Source organism: Niveispirillum cyanobacteriorum (assembly GCF_002868735.1).
In the GTDB taxonomy this organism is placed as follows: domain Bacteria; phylum Pseudomonadota; class Alphaproteobacteria; order Azospirillales; family Azospirillaceae; genus Niveispirillum; species Niveispirillum cyanobacteriorum.
Genome location: NZ_CP025611.1, coordinates 2,493,677 through 2,516,451, shown reverse-complemented (window position 1 = coordinate 2,516,451; position 22,775 = coordinate 2,493,677). Strand labels below are relative to the sequence as shown.

At 64.5% G+C, this 22,775-nt stretch carries 24 protein-coding genes; 6 read left to right on the top strand and 18 right to left on the bottom strand.

Annotated features, from left to right (window positions below; all coding sequences use genetic code 11):
* Positions 1-4: 4 nt before the first annotated feature.
* From C0V82_RS11705 to metX, 5 genes are all read right to left on the bottom strand, one after another.
* Positions 5-481: a MaoC family dehydratase gene (locus C0V82_RS11705; RefSeq protein ID WP_102112498.1), complete on the bottom strand. Its 477-nt coding sequence runs from the start codon at positions 479-481 to the stop codon at positions 5-7.
* A 73-nt stretch (positions 482-554) separates the two neighbouring features.
* Positions 555-851 (bottom strand): LapA family protein, encoded by a 297-nt coding sequence (locus C0V82_RS11700; protein WP_102112497.1) that lies wholly within the window; start codon positions 849-851, stop codon positions 555-557.
* A gap of 135 nt (positions 852-986) precedes the next feature.
* The gene (locus C0V82_RS26880) at positions 987-1,127 is read right to left on the bottom strand and encodes a hypothetical protein (RefSeq protein WP_156344592.1); all 141 of its coding nucleotides are present in this window, start codon (positions 1,125-1,127) and stop codon (positions 987-989) included.
* A gap of 217 nt (positions 1,128-1,344) precedes the next feature.
* Positions 1,345-1,977, bottom strand: coding sequence for a methionine biosynthesis protein MetW (metW, locus tag C0V82_RS11695; protein ID WP_102112496.1), 633 nt, complete (start codon positions 1,975-1,977; stop codon positions 1,345-1,347).
* Positions 1,978-1,984: 7 nt separating this feature from the next.
* The gene (gene metX / locus C0V82_RS11690; RefSeq protein ID WP_102112495.1) at positions 1,985-3,199 is read right to left on the bottom strand and encodes a homoserine O-acetyltransferase MetX; all 1,215 of its coding nucleotides are present in this window, start codon (positions 3,197-3,199) and stop codon (positions 1,985-1,987) included.
* Positions 3,200-3,376: 177 nt separating this feature from the next.
* On the opposite strand from metX, the gene C0V82_RS11685 reads away from it, so the two are divergent.
* Positions 3,377-4,243, top strand: coding sequence for a chorismate mutase (locus C0V82_RS11685; RefSeq protein ID WP_102112494.1), 867 nt, complete (start codon positions 3,377-3,379; stop codon positions 4,241-4,243).
* A 93-nt stretch (positions 4,244-4,336) separates the two neighbouring features.
* Positions 4,337-5,575 carry a metal-dependent hydrolase family protein gene (locus C0V82_RS11680; RefSeq protein ID WP_102112493.1) on the top strand — a complete coding sequence of 413 codons (1,239 nt, stop codon included), beginning with the start codon at positions 4,337-4,339 and terminating at the stop codon, positions 5,573-5,575.
* A gap of 93 nt (positions 5,576-5,668) precedes the next feature.
* On the opposite strand, the gene C0V82_RS11675 is transcribed toward C0V82_RS11680, so the two are convergent.
* From C0V82_RS11675 to C0V82_RS11630, 10 genes are all read right to left on the bottom strand, one after another.
* On the bottom strand, positions 5,669-6,538 hold the full coding sequence (locus C0V82_RS11675; protein WP_102112492.1) for a hypothetical protein: 870 nt from the start codon (positions 6,536-6,538) through the stop codon (positions 5,669-5,671).
* 21 nt (positions 6,539-6,559) lie between these two features.
* Positions 6,560-7,621, bottom strand: a complete 1,062-nt coding sequence (locus tag C0V82_RS11670) for a glycosyltransferase family 4 protein (RefSeq protein ID WP_102112491.1) — start codon at positions 7,619-7,621, stop codon at positions 6,560-6,562.
* Positions 7,618-8,034 (bottom strand): 6-pyruvoyl trahydropterin synthase family protein, encoded by a 417-nt coding sequence (locus C0V82_RS11665; RefSeq protein WP_102112490.1) that lies wholly within the window; start codon positions 8,032-8,034, stop codon positions 7,618-7,620. The genes C0V82_RS11670 and C0V82_RS11665 overlap by 4 nt, the downstream gene beginning before the upstream one ends.
* A 25-nt stretch (positions 8,035-8,059) precedes the next feature.
* On the bottom strand, positions 8,060-9,037 hold the full coding sequence (locus C0V82_RS11660) for a zinc-dependent alcohol dehydrogenase (RefSeq protein ID WP_158659882.1): 978 nt from the start codon (positions 9,035-9,037) through the stop codon (positions 8,060-8,062).
* Between the two features lie 225 nt (positions 9,038-9,262).
* Positions 9,263-10,060 carry a hypothetical protein gene (locus tag C0V82_RS11655; RefSeq protein WP_102112489.1) on the bottom strand — a complete coding sequence of 266 codons (798 nt, stop codon included), beginning with the start codon at positions 10,058-10,060 and terminating at the stop codon, positions 9,263-9,265.
* A gap of 46 nt (positions 10,061-10,106) precedes the next feature.
* Positions 10,107-11,906, bottom strand: coding sequence for a phosphoenolpyruvate--protein phosphotransferase (gene ptsP, locus C0V82_RS11650; protein ID WP_102112488.1), 1,800 nt, complete (start codon positions 11,904-11,906; stop codon positions 10,107-10,109).
* A gap of 30 nt (positions 11,907-11,936) precedes the next feature.
* Complete coding sequence (locus C0V82_RS11645; protein ID WP_199772401.1) at positions 11,937-12,230, bottom strand: HPr family phosphocarrier protein; 294 nt, start codon at positions 12,228-12,230, stop codon at positions 11,937-11,939.
* A 29-nt stretch (positions 12,231-12,259) separates the two neighbouring features.
* Positions 12,260-12,664 carry a PTS sugar transporter subunit IIA gene (locus C0V82_RS11640; RefSeq protein ID WP_102112486.1) on the bottom strand — a complete coding sequence of 135 codons (405 nt, stop codon included), beginning with the start codon at positions 12,662-12,664 and terminating at the stop codon, positions 12,260-12,262.
* The gene (gene rapZ, locus C0V82_RS11635) at positions 12,661-13,605 is read right to left on the bottom strand and encodes an RNase adapter RapZ (protein WP_102112485.1); all 945 of its coding nucleotides are present in this window, start codon (positions 13,603-13,605) and stop codon (positions 12,661-12,663) included. Before rapZ ends, C0V82_RS11640 begins: the two co-directional genes overlap by 4 nt.
* The gene (locus C0V82_RS11630; protein WP_102113391.1) at positions 13,602-14,099 is read right to left on the bottom strand and encodes an HPr kinase/phosphorylase; all 498 of its coding nucleotides are present in this window, start codon (positions 14,097-14,099) and stop codon (positions 13,602-13,604) included. The genes rapZ and C0V82_RS11630 overlap by 4 nt, the downstream gene beginning before the upstream one ends.
* A 608-nt stretch (positions 14,100-14,707) precedes the next feature.
* On the opposite strand from C0V82_RS11630, the gene C0V82_RS26875 reads away from it, so the two are divergent.
* From C0V82_RS26875 to C0V82_RS11615, 4 genes are read left to right on the top strand one after another with little or no spacing between them, the layout of a single operon-like run.
* Complete coding sequence (locus tag C0V82_RS26875; protein WP_158659881.1) at positions 14,708-15,250, top strand: hypothetical protein; 543 nt, start codon at positions 14,708-14,710, stop codon at positions 15,248-15,250.
* Positions 15,251-15,308: 58 nt separating this feature from the next.
* Positions 15,309-16,109, top strand: coding sequence for a TSUP family transporter (locus tag C0V82_RS11625; RefSeq protein WP_102112484.1), 801 nt, complete (start codon positions 15,309-15,311; stop codon positions 16,107-16,109).
* 11 nt (positions 16,110-16,120) lie between these two features.
* Positions 16,121-16,915: a HesA/MoeB/ThiF family protein gene (locus C0V82_RS11620; protein ID WP_425438238.1), complete on the top strand. Its 795-nt coding sequence runs from the start codon at positions 16,121-16,123 to the stop codon at positions 16,913-16,915.
* Between the two features lie 22 nt (positions 16,916-16,937).
* On the top strand, positions 16,938-17,360 hold the full coding sequence (locus tag C0V82_RS11615) for a DsrE family protein (RefSeq protein WP_102112483.1): 423 nt from the start codon (positions 16,938-16,940) through the stop codon (positions 17,358-17,360).
* Between the two features lie 37 nt (positions 17,361-17,397).
* Here C0V82_RS11615 and C0V82_RS11610 read toward each other — a convergent pair whose 3' ends face one another.
* The 3 genes from C0V82_RS11610 to C0V82_RS11600 form a co-directional block, all read right to left on the bottom strand.
* Complete coding sequence (locus C0V82_RS11610; RefSeq protein ID WP_158659880.1) at positions 17,398-19,113, bottom strand: alpha-keto acid decarboxylase family protein; 1,716 nt, start codon at positions 19,111-19,113, stop codon at positions 17,398-17,400.
* A 92-nt stretch (positions 19,114-19,205) separates the two neighbouring features.
* Positions 19,206-20,915 carry a flavin monoamine oxidase family protein gene (locus C0V82_RS11605; protein WP_158659879.1) on the bottom strand — a complete coding sequence of 570 codons (1,710 nt, stop codon included), beginning with the start codon at positions 20,913-20,915 and terminating at the stop codon, positions 19,206-19,208.
* 178 nt (positions 20,916-21,093) lie between these two features.
* Complete coding sequence (locus C0V82_RS11600) at positions 21,094-22,611, bottom strand: ATP-binding cassette domain-containing protein (RefSeq protein WP_102112480.1); 1,518 nt, start codon at positions 22,609-22,611, stop codon at positions 21,094-21,096.
* Positions 22,612-22,775 lie beyond the last annotated feature (164 nt).

Sequence of the window (22,775 nt, the reverse complement as noted above, 5' to 3'; positions counted from 1 at the left end):
GGCATCAGCCGACGGTCACCATCATGACCAGCCATTCCGCTGCCAATGCCGGCCTGTCCGCACCTTCTACCTCTACCGTAACAGCATAGCGCATCAGGTACTGGCCGGGACCCTTCGTCTCCACGCCCAGCAGGGTCAAGGCGCCACGGATGCGGCCACCGCTGCGCACAGGCGTGATAAAGCGCAGCTTGTCGAAGCCGTAATTGATGATCATGGCGGCACCGGCCAGTGGCGGCACCATCTCCATCCCCATGGCGCCCAACAGCGATAGGGTCAGGAAGCCATGGGCCACCGTGCCGCCCAGCGGCGTGGCGGCGGCGCGGACCGGATCGATGTGGATGAACTGGTGATCACCCGTCAGGTCAGCAAACCGGTCGATCATGCCCTGATCCACGGTCAGCCAGTCTGACCGGCCCAGTTCCGTACCCACCCGCGCCTGATAATCGGCCAGCGTCAAGGTTGGTTGCTTGGGGACCTGCATCGCGTACTCCCTCCCTGAAATTCAAACGCTTGTTTCAGGGTATAGTGCGGAAGGGCGCTACGGTTGGCAAGCGTTACGGCAGTTCGATTGGCTTCACTGCGCGTGCCGCGTCCAGTTCCTTCTGCAACCGGTCGGCGCGGGCCTGATGCTGGCGGGCGGCGCGGCGGTTCCCATGCTGGCCAAGCCAGACGGTCAGCCCACCGGCGAAGAACCCCACGACCAAGGTCACCAGCACCAGGGTGAAGGCCGGTGCTTCCAGCGTGCCGACCAGGGGCCAGAGTGCCAGTTGCACCGGCGTCAGGTTCGACACGGCGAAGCTGATCGCCAGCGCCGTCAGCGGCAGGGTGAGTATCCAGGAGAGATAGCGCACGGGGTCATCCCTTCGGGGCTGCTTCAGACAGAAAAACGGCCCCAGGCAGAGCCGGGGGCCGTACAGGTTAGCAGAAATCCTACGGAACAGGGCAACTCAACAGGGTATGGCGGCACGGAGAATACCGCCCACCCCTCACATCATCGCCGCACCCAGAAGCAGGGCCAGCGACAATCCCATCAGGGCCGTCGATACATATTCCAGCCGTTCCAGGCGCTGGCGCGCGCGGCGCAGGTTGCCGGCCATGTCGGCATAGGCGCGTTGGGGTCGGAGCATGTTTACGGGCCTCCCATCCTTGGGGCTGGCGCACCCCGCAAGAGGGGGCCAGGATCGAAAAGGGGCGGCGCGGCGACAAGCGGGCGGGGAATGCGCTGGGGGGCTGTACTGTCACCCACTTGCCGCCGAACCGTCACAAAAGACTGCACCCAAAGGCGGTAGGGGGCAAGGAGAAAAGTACGTTTATAACCTTCTGTATCGGTTTAACGAAATTTCCTTAGCTGCGTTGCAGCAAGAAGACCGCCTGCACGCCAAGCCAGTTGGCGCGGACACTGTCGGCGGGGGCGGGAACAGCCCGGTCATCGGCACCCAGGATCAGGCTGCGTTCGATGGTAACTCCCATATCCTGGCACAATGCGACCATGTCGGCGATGGTGCAAAAGTGGATATTGGGCGTCTCGTACCATTCATGGCCCAGACGGTCCGTTACCGGCATCCGCCCACGAAGCAGCAGATCGGCCCGTACCCGCCAATAGCCGAAATTGGGCACAGAGACGATGGCATGACGCCCGATACGGACCAGATGATCCAGCACGATGCGTGGGTGACGCGTGGCCTGCAGGGTCTGCGACAGGATCACATAGTCGAACCCGTCGCTGGGATAATCCTTCAGGTCTGTATCGGCGTCGCCCTGGATCACGGCCAGACCACGGGCGACGGAAGCGCGCACTCCGTCCATCGATAGTTCGATGCCGCGCCCATCCACCTGCTTGCGGTGAACCAGGGCATGCAGCAGTTCACCATCGCCGCAGCCGACATCCAGCACGCGGCTGCCTGCCTCGACCCATTCGACAATGCTTTCCAGATCGCTGCGGATGGAGGCAGGCGGCAGAAGGGAGGTCACGGCCATTGGTCTGTTACCCCACCTTGGCGGCGATGCCGCGCCGCGCCGCGTGGCCTTCGATGAAGCCCCGCGCCACCTGATAGAATTCCGGCACATCCAGCAGGAAGGCGTCGTGGCCCTTGTCCGTCTCCACCTCGACAAAGCTGACATTGGCGGCGACAGCGTTCAGGGCATGCACCACGGCCCGGCTTTCGCTGGTCGGAAACAGCCAGTCGCTGGAAAAGCTGATGACGCAGAATTTGACCGGCGTGCCCGTCGGGCGCCCGTCGGGCCCGGCAACGCGGAAGGCATTGGCCAGCACCCCGCCATGGTCGGCGGCGAGATCGAAATAATCCATGGCGCGGGTGATATAGAGATAGGAATTGGCATCGAACCGTTCGACGAAGCTGATGCCCTGATAGCGCAGATAGCTTTCCACCTGAAAGTCGGCGTCAAAGCCGAAGGTGATGGATTTACGGTCCTGTAGGTTGCGCCCAAACTTCCGGTGCAATGCGGGTTCCGACAGGTAAGTGATGTGGGCGGCCATGCGCGCCACCGACAGGCCCTTGGTCGGCCTTGTCCCCTGGTTCAGATAGTCGCCCAGGCGCCAATCGGGATCGGCCATGATGGCCTGACGCCCGACCTCATGGAAGGCGATGTTCTGCGCGCTGTGGCGGGCCGCCGTGGCGATGGGCAGGCAGCAATAGACTTTGTCCGGGTAGGAGACGGCCCATTGCAGCACCTGCATCCCGCCCATCGACCCGCCGATGACACAGAACAACTGGGCGATGCCCAGATGGTCGATCAGCATCTTCTGGGCCCGCACCATGTCGGCAATGGTGATGACGGGGAAATTCAGGGCCCAGGGCTTACCCGTGGCGTCATCCGTCTCCTTTGGGCCTTCGCTGCCCAGGCAGCCGCCGATGACGTTGGAGCAGATGACGAAGAAACGGTCGGTATCGACGGGCCGGCCCGGACCCACCATCAGGTCCCACCAGCCGGCCTTGCCCGTCACCGGGTGCTGTTCGGCCACATATTGGTCGCCGGTCAGCGCATGGCAGACCAGCACGGCGTTGGAACGGTCGGCATTCAGCCTGCCATAGGTGCGGTAGGCCAGCCGAAAGCCCGAAAGCGTGCCGCCGCCATCCAGCTCCAGGGGCCTGTCCAGGCCCAGGCGGATATAGCCTGCGGGGCCGGAATTGGCGGCTTCGCTGGGGTCCTGGCTCGTCGCGTCGATGGCCACATTCATGGTTGCTGGCTGTCCCGTCCGGTCATGCGACCCGGTGTGGCGGGCCCTGTGGGGCCGTGCCGGGCTGGGTGACAAGAGCTATGAAGGGGGGCGACGAGTGTCAATGTTTTCTTTGATTTCGGGGGGACATCCCGCCTAATACTATCCGCCCCTCGAAGGACCCAAAACCGGCCCTCCATGCCCACCAAACCGACCTTGGACGACTTGCGCCGCCAGATCGATACGATCGATGCGGAAATCCATACGCTGCTCATGCGCCGCGCGCAGGTGGTGGAGGAGGTGGCGAAGGTAAAGCCGCCAGGCCGTCCCCACATCCGCCCCGGCCGCGAGGCGGAGATCGTGCGCAATCTGGTGGGCCGGCACAGCGGTGCCTTCCCGGTGGAAGCCGTGGTACGTATGTGGCGCGAGATGATCGCCGCCCTGACCCGCATCCAGGGTCCGCTGGCTGTGGCCGTTGTTTGCGCGAACGAGGCTCAAAGCCCGCTCTGGGACAATGCGCGCGACCATTTCGGGTCCACCACGCCGACCTTCGCGGTCAATACGCCGATGGCAGCGTTGCGCGCCGTCTCCGAAGGTACCGCGACCCTGGCCGTCGTTCCCTGGCCGGAGGAAGACGACAACGACCCCTGGTGGCGTTTCATCCTCTCGCCTGATCCCAAGACCCCGCGCATCATCGCCCGCCTGCCCTTCCTGCGGGTGGAGGGGCAGAGTGTGGGGCGGGAGGGTGGCGACGCCCTGGTCCTGGCCGCCGTCCCAATGGAGGCGACCGGCGATGACCGGGCACTTCTGGCGGTCGAAGTGACGCAGGATGTCAGCCGGGGCCGGTTGAAAGATGTGCTGGAAGGGGCCGGCTTCGCCACCCTGCAGCTACGCACCCACCATCTGCCCGGCGGCGGCGGTGCGGTGCATCTGGTCGAGGTGGAAGGCTTCGTCCCCCTGGACGACCCGCGCCTGTCCGCCGTGATCCAGCGGTTGGGCGACAGCGCCTCCAGCGTCCTGCCCATCGGCGCCTATGCCACGCCGGTGATGCTGGCGCGGGGATAGGGCGGTCTTCGGTAACCAGTTGCCCCCGCGTGATTTCGTTGCCAACCCACGCTATGCTGCCCACCGGTTTCCATCACTGGTGAAGGTCGTTTCATGACGCAGCAATTGCTCCTGTCCGGTGGTCTGGTGTTTGACGGGCTTTCAGTCCCGCAGCCCGGGCTGGGCGTGCTGGTCAGTGACGGGCACGTCGCATCGGTAGCGCCGGTGGCGGATTTCGTAGGCTATGCGGGCCCGCGTCACGATACGTCGGGCGCCACCTTGATGCCGGGTCTGGTCGATGCGCATGTGCATCTGGCGCTGGAGGCGACGGGGGACGTCGTCACCACCCTGCGGCAGCGCCCCATGGGCGACCTGACCCTGCGCCTGCTGGAGAATGCCCAAGCCACGCTGGCCGGCGGCATCACGTCCATGCGTGATCTGGGCGGGGTGGAATGGCTGGAAATCTCCATCCGCGACGCCATCCGTGCGGGCCGGCATGTCGGCCCCTCCATGCGCTGTGCGGGCAAGGCGCTGACCATTACCGGCGGGCACGGGGCCTGGATCGGGATTGAATGCGACGGGCCCAACGACTGGCTGCGCGGGGTGCGCACCAATGTCAAACACGGGGCCGACTGTATCAAGCTGATCGCCACCGGCGGCGTGCTGACGGGCGGAGTGGATCCGCTGGCCCCGCATCCGGCGGAGGGTGAACTGGCCGCCGCCGTCACCATGGCCCACGATTTCGGCTTGAAGATCACAGCCCATGCCCAGGGCGCGCGGGGCATTGCCCGTGCCGTCGCGGCGGGGGTGGATAGTATCGAACATGGGTTCGAACTGACCGACGCGCAGGTCGCCATCATGATCGACAAGGGCGTGCGGCTGGTCCCCACCTTGTCCGCCATGATGGCCCTGCTGGAGATGAAGGACCGGCTGCCTGCCTTTGTTCGGGCCAAGGCGGAACGGTTCGGCAGCATGCATTTCGACAGTTTCCGACGCTTTGTCGCTGCGGGCGGGGTGGTGGCGCTGGGCACCGATGCCGGTACGCCCGGCAACCGCCATGGCGAGAATGCGCAGGAACTGCGGCACATGGTGGCGCTGGGCATGGACCCGCTGGCCGCATTGAAGGCCGGGACCTCGGTTGCCGCCGATCTTCTGGATTTCCCTGACCGTGGCCGCATTGTGAAGGGTGCGGCAGCGGACCTGCTGCTGGTGCCCGGCAATGTCGTGGCGGATATCGAGGCGGCGGCGGATGCATCGCGGCATCTGGCGTTGTGGAAGGATGGGGTGCGCGTCACCCTGTCCCGCGCCGCGCCCGTACTGGGCTTTGCCCCCGCGTCCGCCGCGGGGTTTTAGTCTTTCAGTTGCCTCAAGCGCCGGCGCGGCATCCGCCGCTTGGCTTTACGCCGCACGTGCGGCGCGGCAGCAGTCGCTGCCGGGTTTTAAGGTTTACCGTTTGGCCAGGAGATCCTGGTGGCCGACCATCAGGCGTGCACCCTGTTCGCTGGCCAGGGTGCGGCGGCGGTCGGCCCAGGCTGCGATGCGGGCGCTGTTGCCGGGGTCTTGCTCCTTGGCTGCCTTTTCATAGCCGGCGATCATGGCCAGATGGGCGGCAATCTGCTTGGGCCCGATCTTCCAGTCGGCCTGGGCCGTTTCCACCTTATACCCTGCCCCCGTCAGGGCATTGGCCAGGGCCTGCGGGGCCGCCGGTCCCAGGGCGGGTCCGCCCAGGCCCTTGGCCCGGCCCATATGGGTGTGGAACAGGTCCAGCACGAACCCGTCATCCTCATCCGCAATGGAAAACTCGACGCGCCCGTCAACAGTCAGCGTCACCAGCAGGGGGGGGAAGCCGCAACTGGCCAGTTCTTTCACGAACCGGTCCAGCCAGGGCAGCGACACCAGATCGAACAGGGCCTTGGCGGTGATACCGTCATACTGGTTCAGGCCCAGTTCCGCCGGATCCTGCGCCAGATCGAAGCTGCGCATCTCCACCCGCACGGCCATGTCGTCGCAGGTGATCATATAGGCGCGGCGTTGTTCCTTATGCTCCCAGCCATTGCGGTCAGCCCAGCGCCCGATCTCCCCCGGTGCCTTGGCCAGAAGCTTGCGGTCCTTCTCGATCAGGGTCCAATCCTGCTCGCCCCGACCCAGCTTCATGGCCAGTTGCCGGACATTGCTGCCGGTCCCCGCACCCAGATCGATGATCATGGGATGGGCCGGCAGCACGCGCCCGAAGGCCCAGGCCAGCCCCACGGCCCGCGCCGCTTCGTCCAGCGGTTCGCGCAGGCGCAGCCAGTCGGATTCGAAATCAAGGTTCATGTCGGTGTCCGATCACTTTCCTTAGGAAACCAGGATGACGGATAGGGCGTCCCTGATCAATGACACAGAATGTTGCCATGTCGGCAACCCATCGCCCGCCCGCCGTGCTGCCGCGCGGGCCGTGTCCAGCGCTTCAGAATCTGACAGAAGCCTTTCAAAGGCCGCGGCCAGGGCGGCCACGTCGCCCGGCGGGACAACAGCTCCGGCCTCGGGGGGCACCACCTCTGCCAAACCGCCGGCATCGGTGACGATACAGGGTAGGCCGCGTTTCAGGGCGTCGGCGGCAACCATGCCATAGCCCTCATGAAAACTGACCAGGGTGAACAGGTCCGCCGCGCGCCATTCGGCACTCAGCGCCGGGCCCGACAATTCACCCGCCAGCCGCACCCGGTCGGCCAGACCGTGCCCGGCAACGGACAGGGCGATGGAGGCGGCCTGTCCGGGATGGCGGGCATCACTGCCCACCAGGACCAGCCGCCAGGGCAGGTGCCTGACGCGAGCCAGAGCCTCGATCAGCACAAGATGCCCCTTGCGCGGGGTCAGGGTGGCGACACACAGAATGGTGGGGCCATCACCGCTGCCGCTGCCCGTGGCGGGTTCGGCGGGATCGGTACCGGGATTGGCGATGCTGATCCGGGCGGGCGGTACCGACAGGTCAATCACGCCCTTCATCGTGGTGCGCGACGGCACGATGACGTGGCGCATATGGGCCAGCGCATCGCGTTCAATCCGGAATAGGGTATCGGCCTGTTCCGGCGTCAATCCGTTTTCCAGATGCAGCGGGTGATGCACCAAGGCGGCAAAGCGCAGGCGATAACGATCGACCCAGATCGCATGCGCCGCGACTGGCAGGGCCAGCCCGTCGATTAGGACCGGCGCGCCATCGGGGATGGCCGCCATGATGGCATCGGCAGCATTGCGCGACGGATCATCGACAAAGGGATGCGGTCCCGGCATTTCATGCACGATGACCGTTTCCCCCAGGTCACTCAGTCCCGCCACCAGCCGGCGGAGATAGCCATATCCGCCCGTCAGCTGATTAATGTCACCGGGGCAAAGGATATGCAGGGGCTGACCGATCATCGCGCCGCCTCCACGTTCAGCGGTGCCTCATACGAACCCCAGGCGGTATGGCTTTCCGACAAGACGACCCGCAGCCCATCCAGCGCCGGCCCATCGGCACCCAGCGCGCCTGCGCGGATGCCAGCTGCGATCTTGCGATGGATATCGCCCGCCAGATATTCGGTGGTGGTGTTGCGCCCGCGATATTCCGGCATCTCGTCCAGGTTCTGATAGTTCAGCGGGGCCAGCACTTGCTTCAGCAAGGCGGATGCGGCCCCGATATCCACCACCAGCCCCTCCGGTGACAGCTGTCGGCGGCGGAATTCGGCATCTACGACAAAGGTGGCTCCGTGCAGGGCCTGCGCCGGGCCGAAGATCGCCCCCACAAAGGAATGGGCGATCATGATGTGGTCACGCACCGACACGGAATACATGCCTGTCCTTTCAGAGAACGGAATACTAGTAACGAACGACGGGACACCCGAATGACAGGCCAGCTAGGTCTGCCATGGCCATGGGCAAGTGCGTGAAATCAACACTCGGGCCAACCAGAAGGTCCAGAACCGGATCGGCCAGCAGCGACAAGGCCTTGTCCAGACGCCGCGAAAGGGTCCATCGCGGGCGGAAGGAGGGGGAGACCCTGCCCACCTGCGAGGAGATGATGCGGTGTCGTCCGGCATGGAAACCACCGCCCAGCGGCACCGTCACGGGCCGGTCGCCGTACCAGGATGCCTCCACGATGGTGGCCTCCATCCCCGCCAGGCGCAGGGCGGTGGCAAGGCCGCTCTGGCTGGCGCTGGTATGAATGACCAGATCGCAATCCAAGCTGTCGGCATTATCCGGCGTCGCGAATGCGGCGCCAAAGGCATGGGCCAGGTCGGCGCGGGCCGGGTCGATATCGATCAGCGTGACATCCGCTCCCGGCATGCGTGCCGCCAGATAGGCTGTCAGCCCGCCGACAATGCCCCCGCCCACCACGGCGATGCGCTGTCCGGGTGCGGCCCCGCCATCCCACAGGATGTTCAGGGCCGTCTCCATGTTGGCGGCCAACACGGCGCGCTCGGTGGGGACGGCATCGGGGACGGGGCGGCATCCCTCGACCGGGATCACGGCCACATCCTGATGCGGGTGCAGAGAGAAGACGCGCCGCCCCTTCAGATTGGCAGGGCCATAATCGGCGATGCCGACCAGGGCATAGCCATATTTAACCGGCCCCGGAAAATCCCCCTCCTGAAACGGGCAGCGCATCAGGGGGTGCAGTTCGGCAGGCACGCCGCCCCGGAAGACCAGCCCCTCCGTCCCGCGGCTGATCCCACTGGCCAGCGCGCGGACCAGGACGTCGCCGGCCATGGGTTCGGACAGTTCCTGCTGGCACAGCGCCCCTTTGCCAGGGGCCAGCGTCCAGAAGGCGGTGGCACGGTCGGGCAGGGGCATCATGTGCTCTCACGCTCCATGAACAGGGGCGGGCAGCATACGGGAGAAGGCAGGGGCGAATAAAGCCATCGGTCATAAACTATGACCGATGGCACGGCGGCGACTGCCGCCGCGCCGCCCGTGCGGCGTAGCCAAGGGCGCGGACGCGCCTGCCGGCGATTGAGGGGCACGAAATCTTGACCATCGGTCATGGTTTCGTGCCGTTGGTATAGAACAGGGCCGTCATTCCTATCCGTCATATTCCGCTTTCAACACGGGCGGGGTACCCAGGGCGCATTCATAATCGCGCGCCCTCACACCGATCCGGCCATCGGCGGCAGTCAGGACCTGTTCGCTGCGCAATGATGCACCCTTGTCCCCGCAGGCCGATTTTGTCTGGGAGACCGGCCCTCCACGGTCGCGCAGCGCCACCCAGATGTCGCGCGGTAGCACAAGGGCCCGGTCGGGCCGACCGGTGGAGTGCAGAAAGCCCAGCTTGCCCCCGATCAGGCCGACAGCGGCATAAAGCCCCCGACCCGATGGTCCGGTTTCGGTGCGGATCAGGAATTCCTGAGCCTTGCCGTCGCGGTTGTAATCATAAAGTTCCAGGACGGTGGCAGTCGGACGCTCCTGGACGGCGCGCAGGAATGCCCCCTCATCCTCCAGCCAGCGCTCATAATCATCGTCGCGCACGGCATGGCGGGGCAGCAGTGACCAGCCATCGGTCCAGCCATCCCCCATGCCCTTGAAGGCCGGGGCGGGATCAAACTGATCCACCACGGCCCCACCGCGCAGCCGGCGCAGCAGAAGGCGGCCCGCCTGTCCACGGGCGAAGACGGCACAGGCAGGCGTCATGGCCACTTCCGGGCTTACCGCCTCGCAATAATCGCGCACGGGGCCGACCCAGGCCACCTGCCAAACCTCTGGTGCGCCGTCCACCGTGACCGCCCGTTCCTCCCGGATGGTCAGGTCGGCCTGGGCGATGGCAGGCTCGGTCATGGCCAGAAGGGCGGCCAGGGCGAGCGCTTTACAGGTCCATGGCGTCATCGGCGGCCCTCGCGTCGGTGCGGGCGTATAGGGATAATTATCCCTTTTACCCCAACGCTTCGTTGAAATCATCCAGCAGTGCCGCAATGCGCCCGCCATCGGTCTGGCTCATGATCATACCGGCCCGCCGCGTCGCCTCGCGCAGGTCCAGGCCGCGCACCCGGCGCTTCACCAGGGGCAGATTGCCCGGCGCCATGGACAGTTCGCGCACGCCCAAGCCTAGCAGCAAGGCGGCATAGCGTGGATCACCCGCCATTTCGCCACAGACGGAAACCGGAATGCCGGCCCGTCCTGCCGCCTCCACCGTGAACTGCACCAGACGCAGCACGGCGGGGTGCAGCGGGTCATAGAGATAGGCGACCTGTTCATCGCCACGGTCGATGGCCAGTGTATACTGGATCAGGTCATTGGTGCCGATGGCGAAGAAGTCCGATACGCTGGCCAGACTGTCGGCGGCGAGCGCCGCCCCCGGTATCTCGATCATGGCGCCCAGCGGGGGCAGCGGATCGGCGATGGCATGGCCCCGGCGCAGCAGGCGGCGGGCCACGGCGCGCATCAGCTCGCGTACCTTGCGCATCTCCGACGGGTTGCTGATCATCGGGACCAGGATGCGGATCGGCCCGTGTGCCCCGGCGCGCAGCATGGCGGCCAGCTGCGTCTCCAGCAGCTTTGGTTCCTTCAGACCCAGGCGGATGGCGCGCAGGCCCAGGGCCGGATTGGCCGGCGTGGCGAACCGGTCGGCCAGGGCACCCGCCAGCTTTTCTCCACCCACATCCAGGGTGCGGGCCGTGACGGGCCGGCCGTCCATGGCGATGATCAGGTCGCGTAACTCCTGATACTGTTCCTCTTCGCCCGGCAGATCGTCGCGGTTCATATACATGAACTCGGTCCGCAGCAGGCCGACACCGGCGGCCCCGGCATCGCGGGCCCCCTCCATCTCGCGCGGCAGTTCCAGATTGGCGTTCAGGGTCAGGGATGTGCCGTCGCGCGTGATGGCGGGAAGGCCTGCCAGAGCCTTCAGCTGCTCCCGCTCGGCCTTCCACAGGGCCTGACGCTGCCGGTAATCGGCCAGCACATCCTCTGACGGGTTGATCAGCACGCGGCCCGCGCGCCCATCCACCACCACCAGATCGCCCGTCTCCACACCCTGCAACAGGCCCGCAGCACCCAGCACGGCGGGCAGTGACAGGGAACGGGCCATGATGGCCGTATGCCCCTCCGCCCCGCCAAGCACCGTCGCGAAACCACCGATACGGCGCGGGTCCAGAAGGGCCGTGTCGGCCGGGGACAGTTCCTCGGCCAGGATGATGGCGCCGTCCGGCAGGCGGGAGAAGGCCTGATAGGGCGTTTCCATCAGATTGCGGATCAGGCGGCGCCCCACCTCCCGCACATCGGCGACGCGGGCGGCCAGATAGGCATCGTCCATAGCGGCAAAGCTCTGCGCCAGGACCGTGATCTCCTGTTGCACAGCCGATTCGGCGTTCAGGCGTTCGGTGCGGATGCGCCGTTCAACGCCCCGGATCAGACGCGATCCCGACAGCATGGCCTGATGCGCGTCCAGCAGGATGGCCATGTCGGCAGCGGCATCGGCGGGCAGGGTGCCGGCCTTGGCCTTCAGCTTGCCCAACTGCCGGCGTGCCTTTTCGGCAGCCCCATGGAACCGGGCGACCTCGTCTGCCAACGCCGTCTCGACGACGGTATATTCGGGGACCTGGATGGCCCCCGCCTCCATGACATGGGCGGGGCCAATGGCGATGCCGGGCGACACGCCCAGGCCGCGCAGGGTTCGTTCAGCCGTGGATCCGGCCTCAGCACCAGTCAGCCCCGGCTGCTGTCGCGTGGTCATGGGCGGCTACTCCCCGAACTTTGTTCTTCTTCAGTCTTCGCCGAACTTATCGTCAACCAGCTTGGTCAGCGCGTCCAGCACCTCCCGCGCCTGCGGCCCGGCGGTGCGGATATCGATGGTGGTGTCGATGCTGGCGGCCAGCATCATCAGGCCCATGATCGACACGCCCGACACGATATTGTCGGCGCGCTCCACCTCCACCATCGCGTCGAAATCGCCGGCCAGCTTTACGAACTTGGCGGCGGCGCGGGCATGCAGGCCGCGGCGGTTGCGGATGGTAACGGTGCGTGACAGCGCGTCGGGCGGTAAAAGGCTTTCGCTCATCAGGGGTCCGGTTCCGGGCAGGGTGAGGTTCAGCCGTCCGACAACAGGGCGGAGGCGACATTGATGTATTTGCGGCCCGCTTCCTGTGCGGCGGCCACAGCACCTTTCAGGTCAGCCCCCGTCTTGCGGATGGAGGCCAGCTTGATCAGCATGGGCAGGTTCATGCCGGCGATCACCTCCACCTTGGCGCGATCCATGATGGAGATGGCCAGATTGGATGGCGTGCCGCCGAACATGTCGGTCAGGACAACGACGCCGTCGCCGGCATCGCATTTGGCAACGTCGGCCAGGATGTCGTTGCGCCGCTGCTCCATGTCGTCTTCAGGTCCGATACAGACGGCAGAGACCTGTTTCTGTGGGCCCACCACATGCTCCATGGCGGCGATGAACTCCACAGCCAGGTTGCCATGGGTGACAAGGACCAAGCCAATCATGCGCTTTCCCTCAGGTTCGTGCCGGTGGCCGCCCGATCTTCGGGGACGGGCAGCACCTGCGCCTTGCGGTCGAGATCGCGATGCGCCTCGCCCACCTTGTATCCCCGCTCCTTCAGCCAGGTGGCCAGGAGATGGGTGGTGAAGACCGACCGGTGACGGCCGCCCGTGCAGCCGACCGCGATGGTCAGATAATGCTTGCCCTCCCGCACATAGCGGGGCAGCAAAGGTTCCAGCAGCCGCGTCAGATTGCCAAAAAACTCCGGCCAGTCGGGATCACGGGTGATGTAATCGGCCACCGGCTGATCCAGCCCTGTCAGGGGACGGGTCACAGGATCCCAATGCGGATTGTCCAGGAACCGCACATCGAAGACCAGATCGGCCTCACGCGGGACACCATGGCGATAGGCGAAGCTGGTCACGAAGATCGACAGGCCCGGCCCGCCATCCAGACGGAACAGACCCGTCAGGTGCCGGCGCGTGTCATGGACGGAGAAGTTGGTGGTGTCCACCACCTCGTCCGCTGCATCACGCAGCGGCTGCATCAGCACGCGTTCAGTGGCGATCCCGTCCAGAACCGGACGGTCGGCGGCCAGCGGGTGGGGCCGGCGCGTCTCAGTATATCGCCGCTGCAAGGCGTCGGCATGGGCATCCATGAACAGAACCCGCATGCGCAGGTCGGGCCGGGCGCGCAGTTCCGATATCTGGGCCAGCAGGGTCTGGGCATTGAAATCACGGGTGCGGCTGTCAATGCCGATCACCAGGGGCCGGTCGTGCGGCTGGCTGACCAGCGGCTGCAACAGCGATAGACGCAAATTGTCGACCGCCTCATAGCCCAGATCCTCCAGGCATTTCATGGCCGTGGATAGGCCACCGCCCGACATGCCGGTGGCCACCACGATGGGCAGACGGCCATCAGGACCCAGCGCGCTGGCTTCGCTCATGCCCGGCCCCTTTGCGTGCCTTGCGCGGCGGCAGCGGCCACCAGCCCGCGCCACGCACTTTCCCCTGGCACCAGTGGCCAGCCGCGGGACAGGGCCGCCATGGCGAGGCGCAGCTTGGCCGGTGTGGAGACATGGAACGGGTTCAGGCGGATGCATGGCAGGGCGACGCCGGCAATGACCTCAAACCCCGGATCGGGCAAGCGCTCCTCGACCATGCCCAGATCGACGATCAGAGACACAGGAGCGGCATCAATGGCGGGCACCGGCAGGACGCCCAGGCCCCGCACCTCCATCAATCCCTCGATGGGCTGCGGACAGCGGGCGATCAGCCCGCCCCTACCGTCGGATATCAGGTCGACCCGGTCATCAGCCACCAGCCGCGCCCCCTCATCGACCAGCCGCAAGGCCAGATCGGATTTGCCCGACCCCGACGGCCCCCGCAGCAGCAGGGCTGTTCCGTCAATGGCAACACAGCTTGCATGTATCTGGACCATGATCACCAACACATGGGATCAGCGGTCCCGGCGGGCAACATCCCGCCACCCATCCGCACCCTGCTTCGCCATCCCGGCCATCCCGCCCGATTTCGATTGGTATACCTTCTTAGCAAACGCGGGAGCGGGGGGCGAGGGTAATCGGTGTTTAGGGGAAGACTTGCCGACCGGATACGGTCACAGTTCTAATTCCGCACCACGGACCTGACCAAAGGACCCGAGTCGCGGAATTCGAAACCCTATCGATTGACAAGACCCGCTCAAACCCTTAGGTTCGTGTTGGAAGAGTTGTGCGGGCAGGCCGCATGAATCTGTGTCGTTTGACGCAGCCCTCTGGGCTGCGTTTTGATTCCGGCCAGATCGTATGGAGATAGCAGTGGCTATAAGCAGGGGGCATCGGTTTCAGCTGAAACCTGGGTGTGTCGCACTCAATTCGTTGACGATGTCGAACTCCTCCCCGGATTTCAATGCTGAGGAGGCAATTGTTTATTTAGATGTAAACAGCGAAAAGATACTCCAACAGGGCTTGGATTTTTACGCCAGCATCCATGCACGTGCGTCTGCGCTATCCGGTTCCAATTCTTAAGGTCGGTTGAGCGCAAGACATTATGCCCAAGTTTGCTCCCTCAGAGTATCCTTTCCCCGAAAGTAAGCTTCTGCAGCGCGAGGAATTGGCGCAGAAAATTGGCAATAAAGTTGCCAAGATTTTTACTGTTGCTTGTAAAGTTGTTCACAAAATTGATTCCACTGTGGAATTTAACGAATCTGCAAAGAAAAGAATAGCAGAAACATACAAGAGAAAGGTTGGAGAATTCAAAAGCAGAAACGAATTTCCATTAAATGATAGAATAAACCAAGGAAAAATCGCCGCTCTATTTGTTGAATCTTTTCTAGATGTTGCTGACAATCATCCTGTATTTAAGATACCTGAAAGCCTTACGAATACAGATTTTGAAGCATCCGTGGTTAACGAGATGGCTTGGGAATGCTTGATTTCTATACTAAAACTGGACCTGGATAAGACTCCGTTAGATTGCAGAAGGGATTTCGTGCTTTGTATTCATAAATACACTGCTGATTCGGAATGGGTCGCCTGGGCTTGCGCGAACTTGTGCGCTGCTTACGGAGTACCACTATATATTGGCGACTAGGCTATTTGGAAAGTAGGTTGGCGAAATATTTGGAAGCTAACCGTTTGCGGGCCTGATCTTGACCGAACTGCTGACCACCGACCTCCTGGTCTTTCTGGCCTGTGCTGCCTTGCTGGCCGGCTTCGTTGATGCAATCGCGGGCGGGGGTGGGTTGATCACCATTCCGGCCCTGCTGTCCACGGGCATTCCACCGGCGGCGGCACTGGCCACCAACAAGTTGCAGGGCAGTTTCGGCACCGCCATGGCCACCATCACCTTCTGGCGGGCGGGGCAGATTGAACTGAAGGCCATGACCTTCACTGTGGCGTGCGTCTTTGCGGGATCGGCCACGGGCACCATGGTGGTGCGGATGACGGGAACCGGCTTCATGACGGCGGTGATCCCCGTCTTGCTGGTCGCCATCGCCGTCTATTTCCTGCTCAGCCCGCGCGTGGGTGATGTGGAGGCCAAGGCCCGCATGACCCTGCCGGCTTTCAGCCTGACCATCGGCTTCGCGGTCGGCTTCTACGATGGGTTTTTCGGGCCGGGCACGGGCAGCTTCTTTGCGTTGGGCTGTGTGGCGCTGCTGGGCATGAATATGCGCCGCGCCACAGCCAACACCAAGCTGCTGAACTTCACCAGCAATGTCGTCAGCCTGGGCGTGTTCGCGCTGGGCGGGCAGATCGTCTGGAAGGCGGGGCTGATCATGGCGGTGGCGCAGGTGGTCGGTGCCTGGGCCGGCAGCCATGCCGCCCTGCGCTTTGGCACCAAACTGGTGCGGCCGCTGCTGGTGGTTGTCTGTCTGGGTATGACCATCCGATTGGTGGCGCAACCCGACCACCCTCTGTATCTTCTCGTCCGCGACCTGTTCGCTGCCTGAGGAAGCTCTTTATGCTGGACCTGTCTGACAGCCAGATCGACCGTTACGCCCGCCATATCATGCTGCGTGAGGTGGGCGGGGAGGGGCAGTCGAAGCTGCTGTCATCCTCCGCCCTGATCGTGGGGGCAGGGGGGCTGGGGGCGCCCATGCTGCTGTATCTGGCGGCCGCCGGGGTGGGGCGCATCGGCATTGTCGATGATGATGTCGTGGATCTATCGAACCTGCAGCGTCAGGTGATTCATGATACGGCCGGCATCGGCGTGCCCAAGGTGGACAGTGCGGCCGCCCGCATCGCCGCCATCAACCCGGATGTTAAGGTGGAGGTCCACAAGACCCGTCTGAACCGGTCCAATGTGCTGGACATCATCGCCGGCTATGATGTTGTGGCCGATGGCACCGACAATTTCGCCACCCGCTTCCTGTTGAATGATGCCTGTTATCTGGCGGGAAAGACGCTGGTCAGTGCCGCCATGCTGCGTTTTGACGGGCAGCTATCCACCTTCAAGGCGCATTGTGGCGACCCGCACCCCTGCTATCGCTGTATTTTCCGCGAGCCGCCGCCGCCCGGCATGATCCCGTCCTGTTCGGAAGGCGGGGTTCTGGGTGCCCTGGCGGGAACAATGGGGAGCCTTCAGGCCGTTGAGGTGTTGAAGGAACTGCTGGGGATCGGTGACAGCCTGTCGGGCCGCCTGCTGATGTATTCAGCACTGGAGACGGGGTTCCGGACCGTGAAAATCCGCCGTGACCCGGATTGCCCTGTCTGTGGCACCCACCCGACCTACATCGATCTTTCCCATCATAAGTGAAACCACGCCGGGGAGCCTTTGCATGTCCGACGGAAAATGGGGTCTGGTGCTGGTGATCCAGTCCGGCGGTTATGACCGTGTGCATTACGCCCTGGTCACGGCCGCTGCCGCCGCGGCCACGGGACGGCCCGTGACCCTGTTCTTCACAGGCCGCGCCCTGCCGGCCCTGATGGCGCGGGAAGGCTGGAAACGTCTGGATTTCTCCGACGATGGCACCAGCCCGGAGGCCCGCGACGATACGCTGGCCCTGCGCGGTGTGGGCACGTTTGACGAGTTGCTGACGGCTTGTGCCGAGCTGGGTGTGGCGTTCCTGGCCTGTGAAATGGGTTGGCGGGCGCTGGGCATCCGCGACCCGGTCCTACGTCCCGATTTGAATGTCGAGACGACGGGCATGGTCACCCTGCTGGGCCAGGTGCGGCCTGGTGACCAGATGCTGTTTGTGTAAGAAGTGGGGGCGGGTGGTTACACCCGCCCCATACAGCTTACGGGGGTGTCGGGCCGGTGTTGCTGGCCAGTCGCAGGATTTCCTGCGGGATGTCGTCGGCGGGCAGGTTGACCTGCACCAGCCAGACCGAATCCAGATCGGCTTTCACCGTCGACAGGGCGCTCTCCAGCTCCGTCAGGGTTGTCACGGCCACGCCCTTGGCGCCCAGCGCCACGGCCAACCCGGCGTAATCCCAGGACGGGATGACATTGAACGGGTTGAAGGGCTGGCCCTCGGTATAGGCCTTGTCGTTGGTCAGGGCCTGTTCGATGCCATAGATGGTGTTGGCCATCACGAAGATGATGGGGTTGCGCTTATAGACCGCCATGGTGCTGACCGTCTGCGCCACCATCTGGAACCCGCCATCGCCGGCAAACACCACGGGCCGCGCATCCGGAGCTGCCACCGACAGGCCCAGCGCTGCCGCCGAGGCATAGCCGATGCTGCCCCAGGCCGCCTCCGACACAAAGGCGTTGGCCCGGTTCACGGGGATGTTGCAGCTGACATACATGCTGCTGCTTTCATCGGGCACCAGGGTCATGTCGGCATCGACCCAGGTCAGCATGCGCTGGAAGAAGCGGGCATAGGTAATCACGTCCGGCGGGAAGGGCTTGAAATCCGGGTCAATGACCGCCGGTCCCTTGACGGCCCAGGGGTCGCGCTTGCCCGCATCCTTCAACGCGATGGACAGGGCCTCGATAAAGGCCGCCAGCGGTACCTGGAAATAATAGGCCTCGCCCACCCGCACTGTGCTGTCATAGGCCACCACCATCTGGCGGAAATCCTTGCCCACGAAGCCTTCATAATCATCGGTCAGCAGGTCGCCCGTCACCACCACCAGATCGGACAGATCGACAGTGTTATAGGTGGAATAATCCGATGACGGCCCTGTGTAGGTGCCGATGAAGCCGGGATGGGTCTCGGCCAGCACGCTTTTGGCCAGAAGACTGGTGACATAGGGGATGCCCGTCTGATCGACCAGTCCTGCGAAGCCATCCTGCAGGCCATAGCGCTGCACCTCGATCCCGCCCCAGAACAGGGGCTTGGCAGCGGCCTTGATCAGGCTGGCCACATGCGCGGCGGCGGCGTCCACGGCATCCTGGTCGATGGGCAAGGGCGGGATGACCAGCGCCTTTTCCGGCTTGGCGCAGGGCGTATCCCACAGCTGCCGCCAGATCTCGATATAGACGGGCCGCTTTTCCGACAGGGCGGCGCCCAGAGCACCGTCGATCATGGCAGGGGCCTCGGCGGCGTCGCTGATGATGATGGCTTCCGCCGTGATGTCCTCATAGGCATCGCGATCGGCCCCGTAATTGCCTGTCGCATGGTGCAGCAGGATCTTGTAGGTGCGGGCAAAGGGCCGGTCGGCGGGACCAGTGCCGGGGCTGCCGGAAATGGCGACCGTCGGCACGCGCTCGACATAGGAACCGGCCACCGGATTGATCAGCGAGAAGGCGCCGACACCATAGGTGACGGCAGCGCAGGAAATGCCGTTGATCCGGCCATAGGCATCGGCGGCATACCCCGCCTCCAGCTCCGATCGGCAGCCCAGCCGGTTCAGCTGCGACCCGACATTGCGGGCCTTGTCGTCAATATAATCGAACCAGCGGGCGACATAATCGCCGGGCACCGTGAAGACGTCGCGCAGCCCCGCCTCATGCAGGCGCTGGATCAGATAGTCGGAAACGGTGAAGTCGGTGGGAAGCGGATTCATGGGCGCCATCTCCCGTGGGCAAGGAATGTGGATATGCGGGACGGGGGGGAAGGGCGCCCGGCCTGTCGGGCGCCCCATTCGTAAGCAGTGGCTTACGGTCCGAGAACAGCTGCCTGCTGGTCCTTCAGATGCGCCAGATAGGCGGGCCAGGGCAGGTCGAACTTTTCCAGCAGCACATGTTCAGCCGTCTGCAAACAGCCCTCGACCCAGCCCTGATTGTTGGAATAGGCCTCGCCACAGATGAAGACGCGATCCTTCAGCACGGGCTGGCGGATGGCAGGCATCAGCTTGTCGTAGCGGAAACCCGCCTTCCATTCGTGCCAGCCGCCGCCATACGGATCGCCCGACCAGTCGTGATAGATGGCCGAATAGGGCTGATCGACATCGACCAGACCGTGCACGGCCAGGATCTGCGAATGCGCGCTGGAGACCATGGCGTCGGTGGCGATGCATTCGGCCAGCGGGATGGGTGTGTCGGCCTCACCCGATCCGGATTTCTCCTTGGCGACACCCTTCACCCCCTCGGGCAGGCGACCCAGGAAGGGCGCACCCTTTTCCAGACCCTTCCAGAAGGGGACGGTGGTGATGTCATTGTAGGATGCCATCAGCAGGGAACGGGTATTGCCCTTCTCCCCATGCGGCTGATCCTCCTCCGTTCCGAAATAGTAGATCTGGCGGACGGGAAGGTCGGTGATGGAACGCCCGGCCACCAGGCCCTGCGCCTCCCACCAGGGGTAGTCATAGGCCAGCAGCAGCTTGAACGCGTCCTGGATCAGCACTGAGTTGACCATGGCCTTCACGTCGGGCTGCTTCCATTCCACCCATTCGATCAGTTCCAGAGACCGGCGCGGCAGGGCCAGGATGATATCCTTGGCCTTCACGATGGTGGGTTCCACCCCCTCCTTATCCTTGGTCACCTCGCGCAGGCCGCCCAGGTCGGCATAGACCAGCTGGGTCTCCGTTTCGACCACGGTAAGGCTGTAAACGCCGTCCTCTCCCCGTTCGATGCGGGAAATGCGGCGGTTCATGCGGATGTCGGTGCCCTGGGCTGCCGCCTTTTCTGCCAGCGTCAGGGGCAGGCGCTGATAGCCGCCGGTGATGGCCTTGAAGCCGCTGGTATTGGCATATTCGGTGGCCGGCAACTGTGCCACGGCATTTGCGTTGGCCACGTTCGCGTCATAGCCGCCGGCATCCTTCATGAACTGATAGGCCTCCGACGACAGGGTCTGGCTCATCAGGTTCCAGAAACCGTACGTGTACAGCGGGTGGCCGAACACCGTGGTTTCCATCAGCGCATCCAGCGAATTGCGCTTGTTCTTGGGCACCAGCAGATCGAAGGCAAAGACCTGCAGGTCATTCACGCTCTTGCCGCGTTCGTTCCAGGACAGGTTGTAGGGCACCTTGTCCGGGTCGGACTGCTCCTTCATCTTCAGATGCTTGCCGCGCAGGAAGAAGATGTTGTCCTTCTCGCCGATGGGCTGCCCGTCGGGGCCGGGCTTGGGATTGCCCATCAGGAAGACATGCGAGGGCAGGCCCAGCGCGTCGATCAGATTGCTGACCATCGGCTGGTTGGAGGCGTCATCCTCCTCGCTGGGCGGGATATAGCGCATGCCGCCCAGTTCGGCGGCGATGTTGGGCATGCCGGGGATGGTCTTGGTGTACAGGCGGCCGCCGATCCGGTCGCTATATTCGAACATCGCCACCTTGGCGCCCGTGATCCCCTGATCGCCCGTCAGGCGCCAGGCGCAATAGGTGCCAGTCACGCCGCCACCGACAATCGCTATATCCAGGATATCGCTCATTCCCATCCCCTCCGCTTTGGCTGGTGGGCACGCAGCGTGCCGGGATGGGCGCCGCGTGCCTGCAAGGATGCGGAGAGACTAGCGGTTGGTCGTATGACCATCAAATGATTTACTCGTTAACATTGTATCAGACATAGTTTGATTATGCGCTTATGGCCGATCCTGCCGGTCGTACTCATCACCTATGGTTTTGGCCTGGGATCGCGATCTCCTGATCGGTGTTTACCGCGTGGCGGAAATCCCGGTCATGGCTGACCAGGATGAGGGCGCCATCATAGGCATTCAGGGCCTCCAGCAAGGCTCCGCGCCCTTCCAGGTCCAGATGGTTGGCCGGCTCGTCCAGCAGCAGAAGTTGCGGTGCGACCGGACCACCCAGCGCGGCGCAGAGATGGGCGCGCACCCGCATGCCGCCCGACAGCAGGCGCAGCGGCACCAGCGCCGCCCCCGCCCGGAAGCCGAATCGGGCCAGACTGGCGCGGATCGCCCCCTCCGACTGTTGCGGCTGTGCTGCGCGGGACAGTGACAGGGGCGTGTCATCCGATGCGGCGGCCAGACGTTGATCCAGCCGCGCCAGACGCAGGCCGGGCGCACGGGTGATGCTGCCGGCATCGGCGGCCAGGCAACCCGTCAGACAGTCAAGCAGGCTGCTTTTCCCCGCCCCGTTCGGCCCCGTCAGGGCGATGCGCGCGGGGCCGGTGATAGTGAAGCACAGGTCCCGCCACAGTTCCCGCCCGCCCCGCGACAGGCACAGCCCCTCTGCCCGCAGCAGAACCCTGCCTGCCGGCACGGCGGATGCGCCGATGGCCATATCCAGGGGTGGCAAGGGCGGGGGCAGACGGTCGCGTGCGTGATCCAGCGCCATGCTGGCGGCCTGTATCTGTCGTTCCCCCTTGATGCGCCTTGCCGATGCCGCGCGTTCGGCATTGTCGCGGCGCATGCCCATCAGGATGGGGGCGTTCGACCCCCGCGCCCTTTCCTGTTTGCCGGTGCGCGCGCGCCGCGCCGCCCTGGCCGCCTCCTCCCGCGCTGTTTCCCGCGCCAAGCGTGCCTGTTTGCCGGCATCGGCCAGGGCGCGTTCCGCCGCTTGGCGCTCGGCCTCGCTGGCGGCCAGCCAGCCTTGATAACCTCCGCCATGGCTGCGCAGGCCCAGGGGGGACAGTTCCAGGATACGGTCGGTCAGCGACAGCAGCCCCGCCTCATGACTGACCAGCAGCAACCCGCCGCGCCAACCCCGGATCAGATCGGACAGCAGCGCCCGCCCCCCTTCATCCAGGTCATTGCCCGGCTCGTCCAGGATCAGAAGATCGGGCCGCATCAACCGGATGGCCACCAGCCGCAGCCGCGCCACCTGTCCGCCCGACAGGCGGTCCAACGGCAGCGCGTCCGGCAGGTCGGGCGGCAGGTGCAGGCGTGCCAACGCCGCCGCCCGGCCCGGATCATCGGGCAGCAGGTCACCGACCACCTGCCCCGGTTGGGTCAGTTGCGGCCAATGGAAATGCCGGCCCCGCCGGGCGACATGGCCGCGCGCGGGCTGAATGACCCCCGTCAGCAGGTTCAGCAGGGTTGTCTTGCCAACCCCGTTGCCACCCAGCAGGGCGACCCGTTCATCGGCGATAGAAAGGGAGAGAGCGTCGATCAACGGCCGGTCGGCGCCATGCGTGAAGCACAGCCCCTCGGCCACAAGCCAATGCGGCATGGATGGAACCCTGGTCGGACATGAGACGGCCCCCGGCGGGGGCGGCGGTCAGATGTGCGGGTTCAAATCCATGGGCGTCAGGCTCCGGCTTGTTTCGGCACGAAGACTAATTCATCCGGGATCGGATGTAAATGGCGGTGGTTGAGGTCCCGAATGCTTGGTCT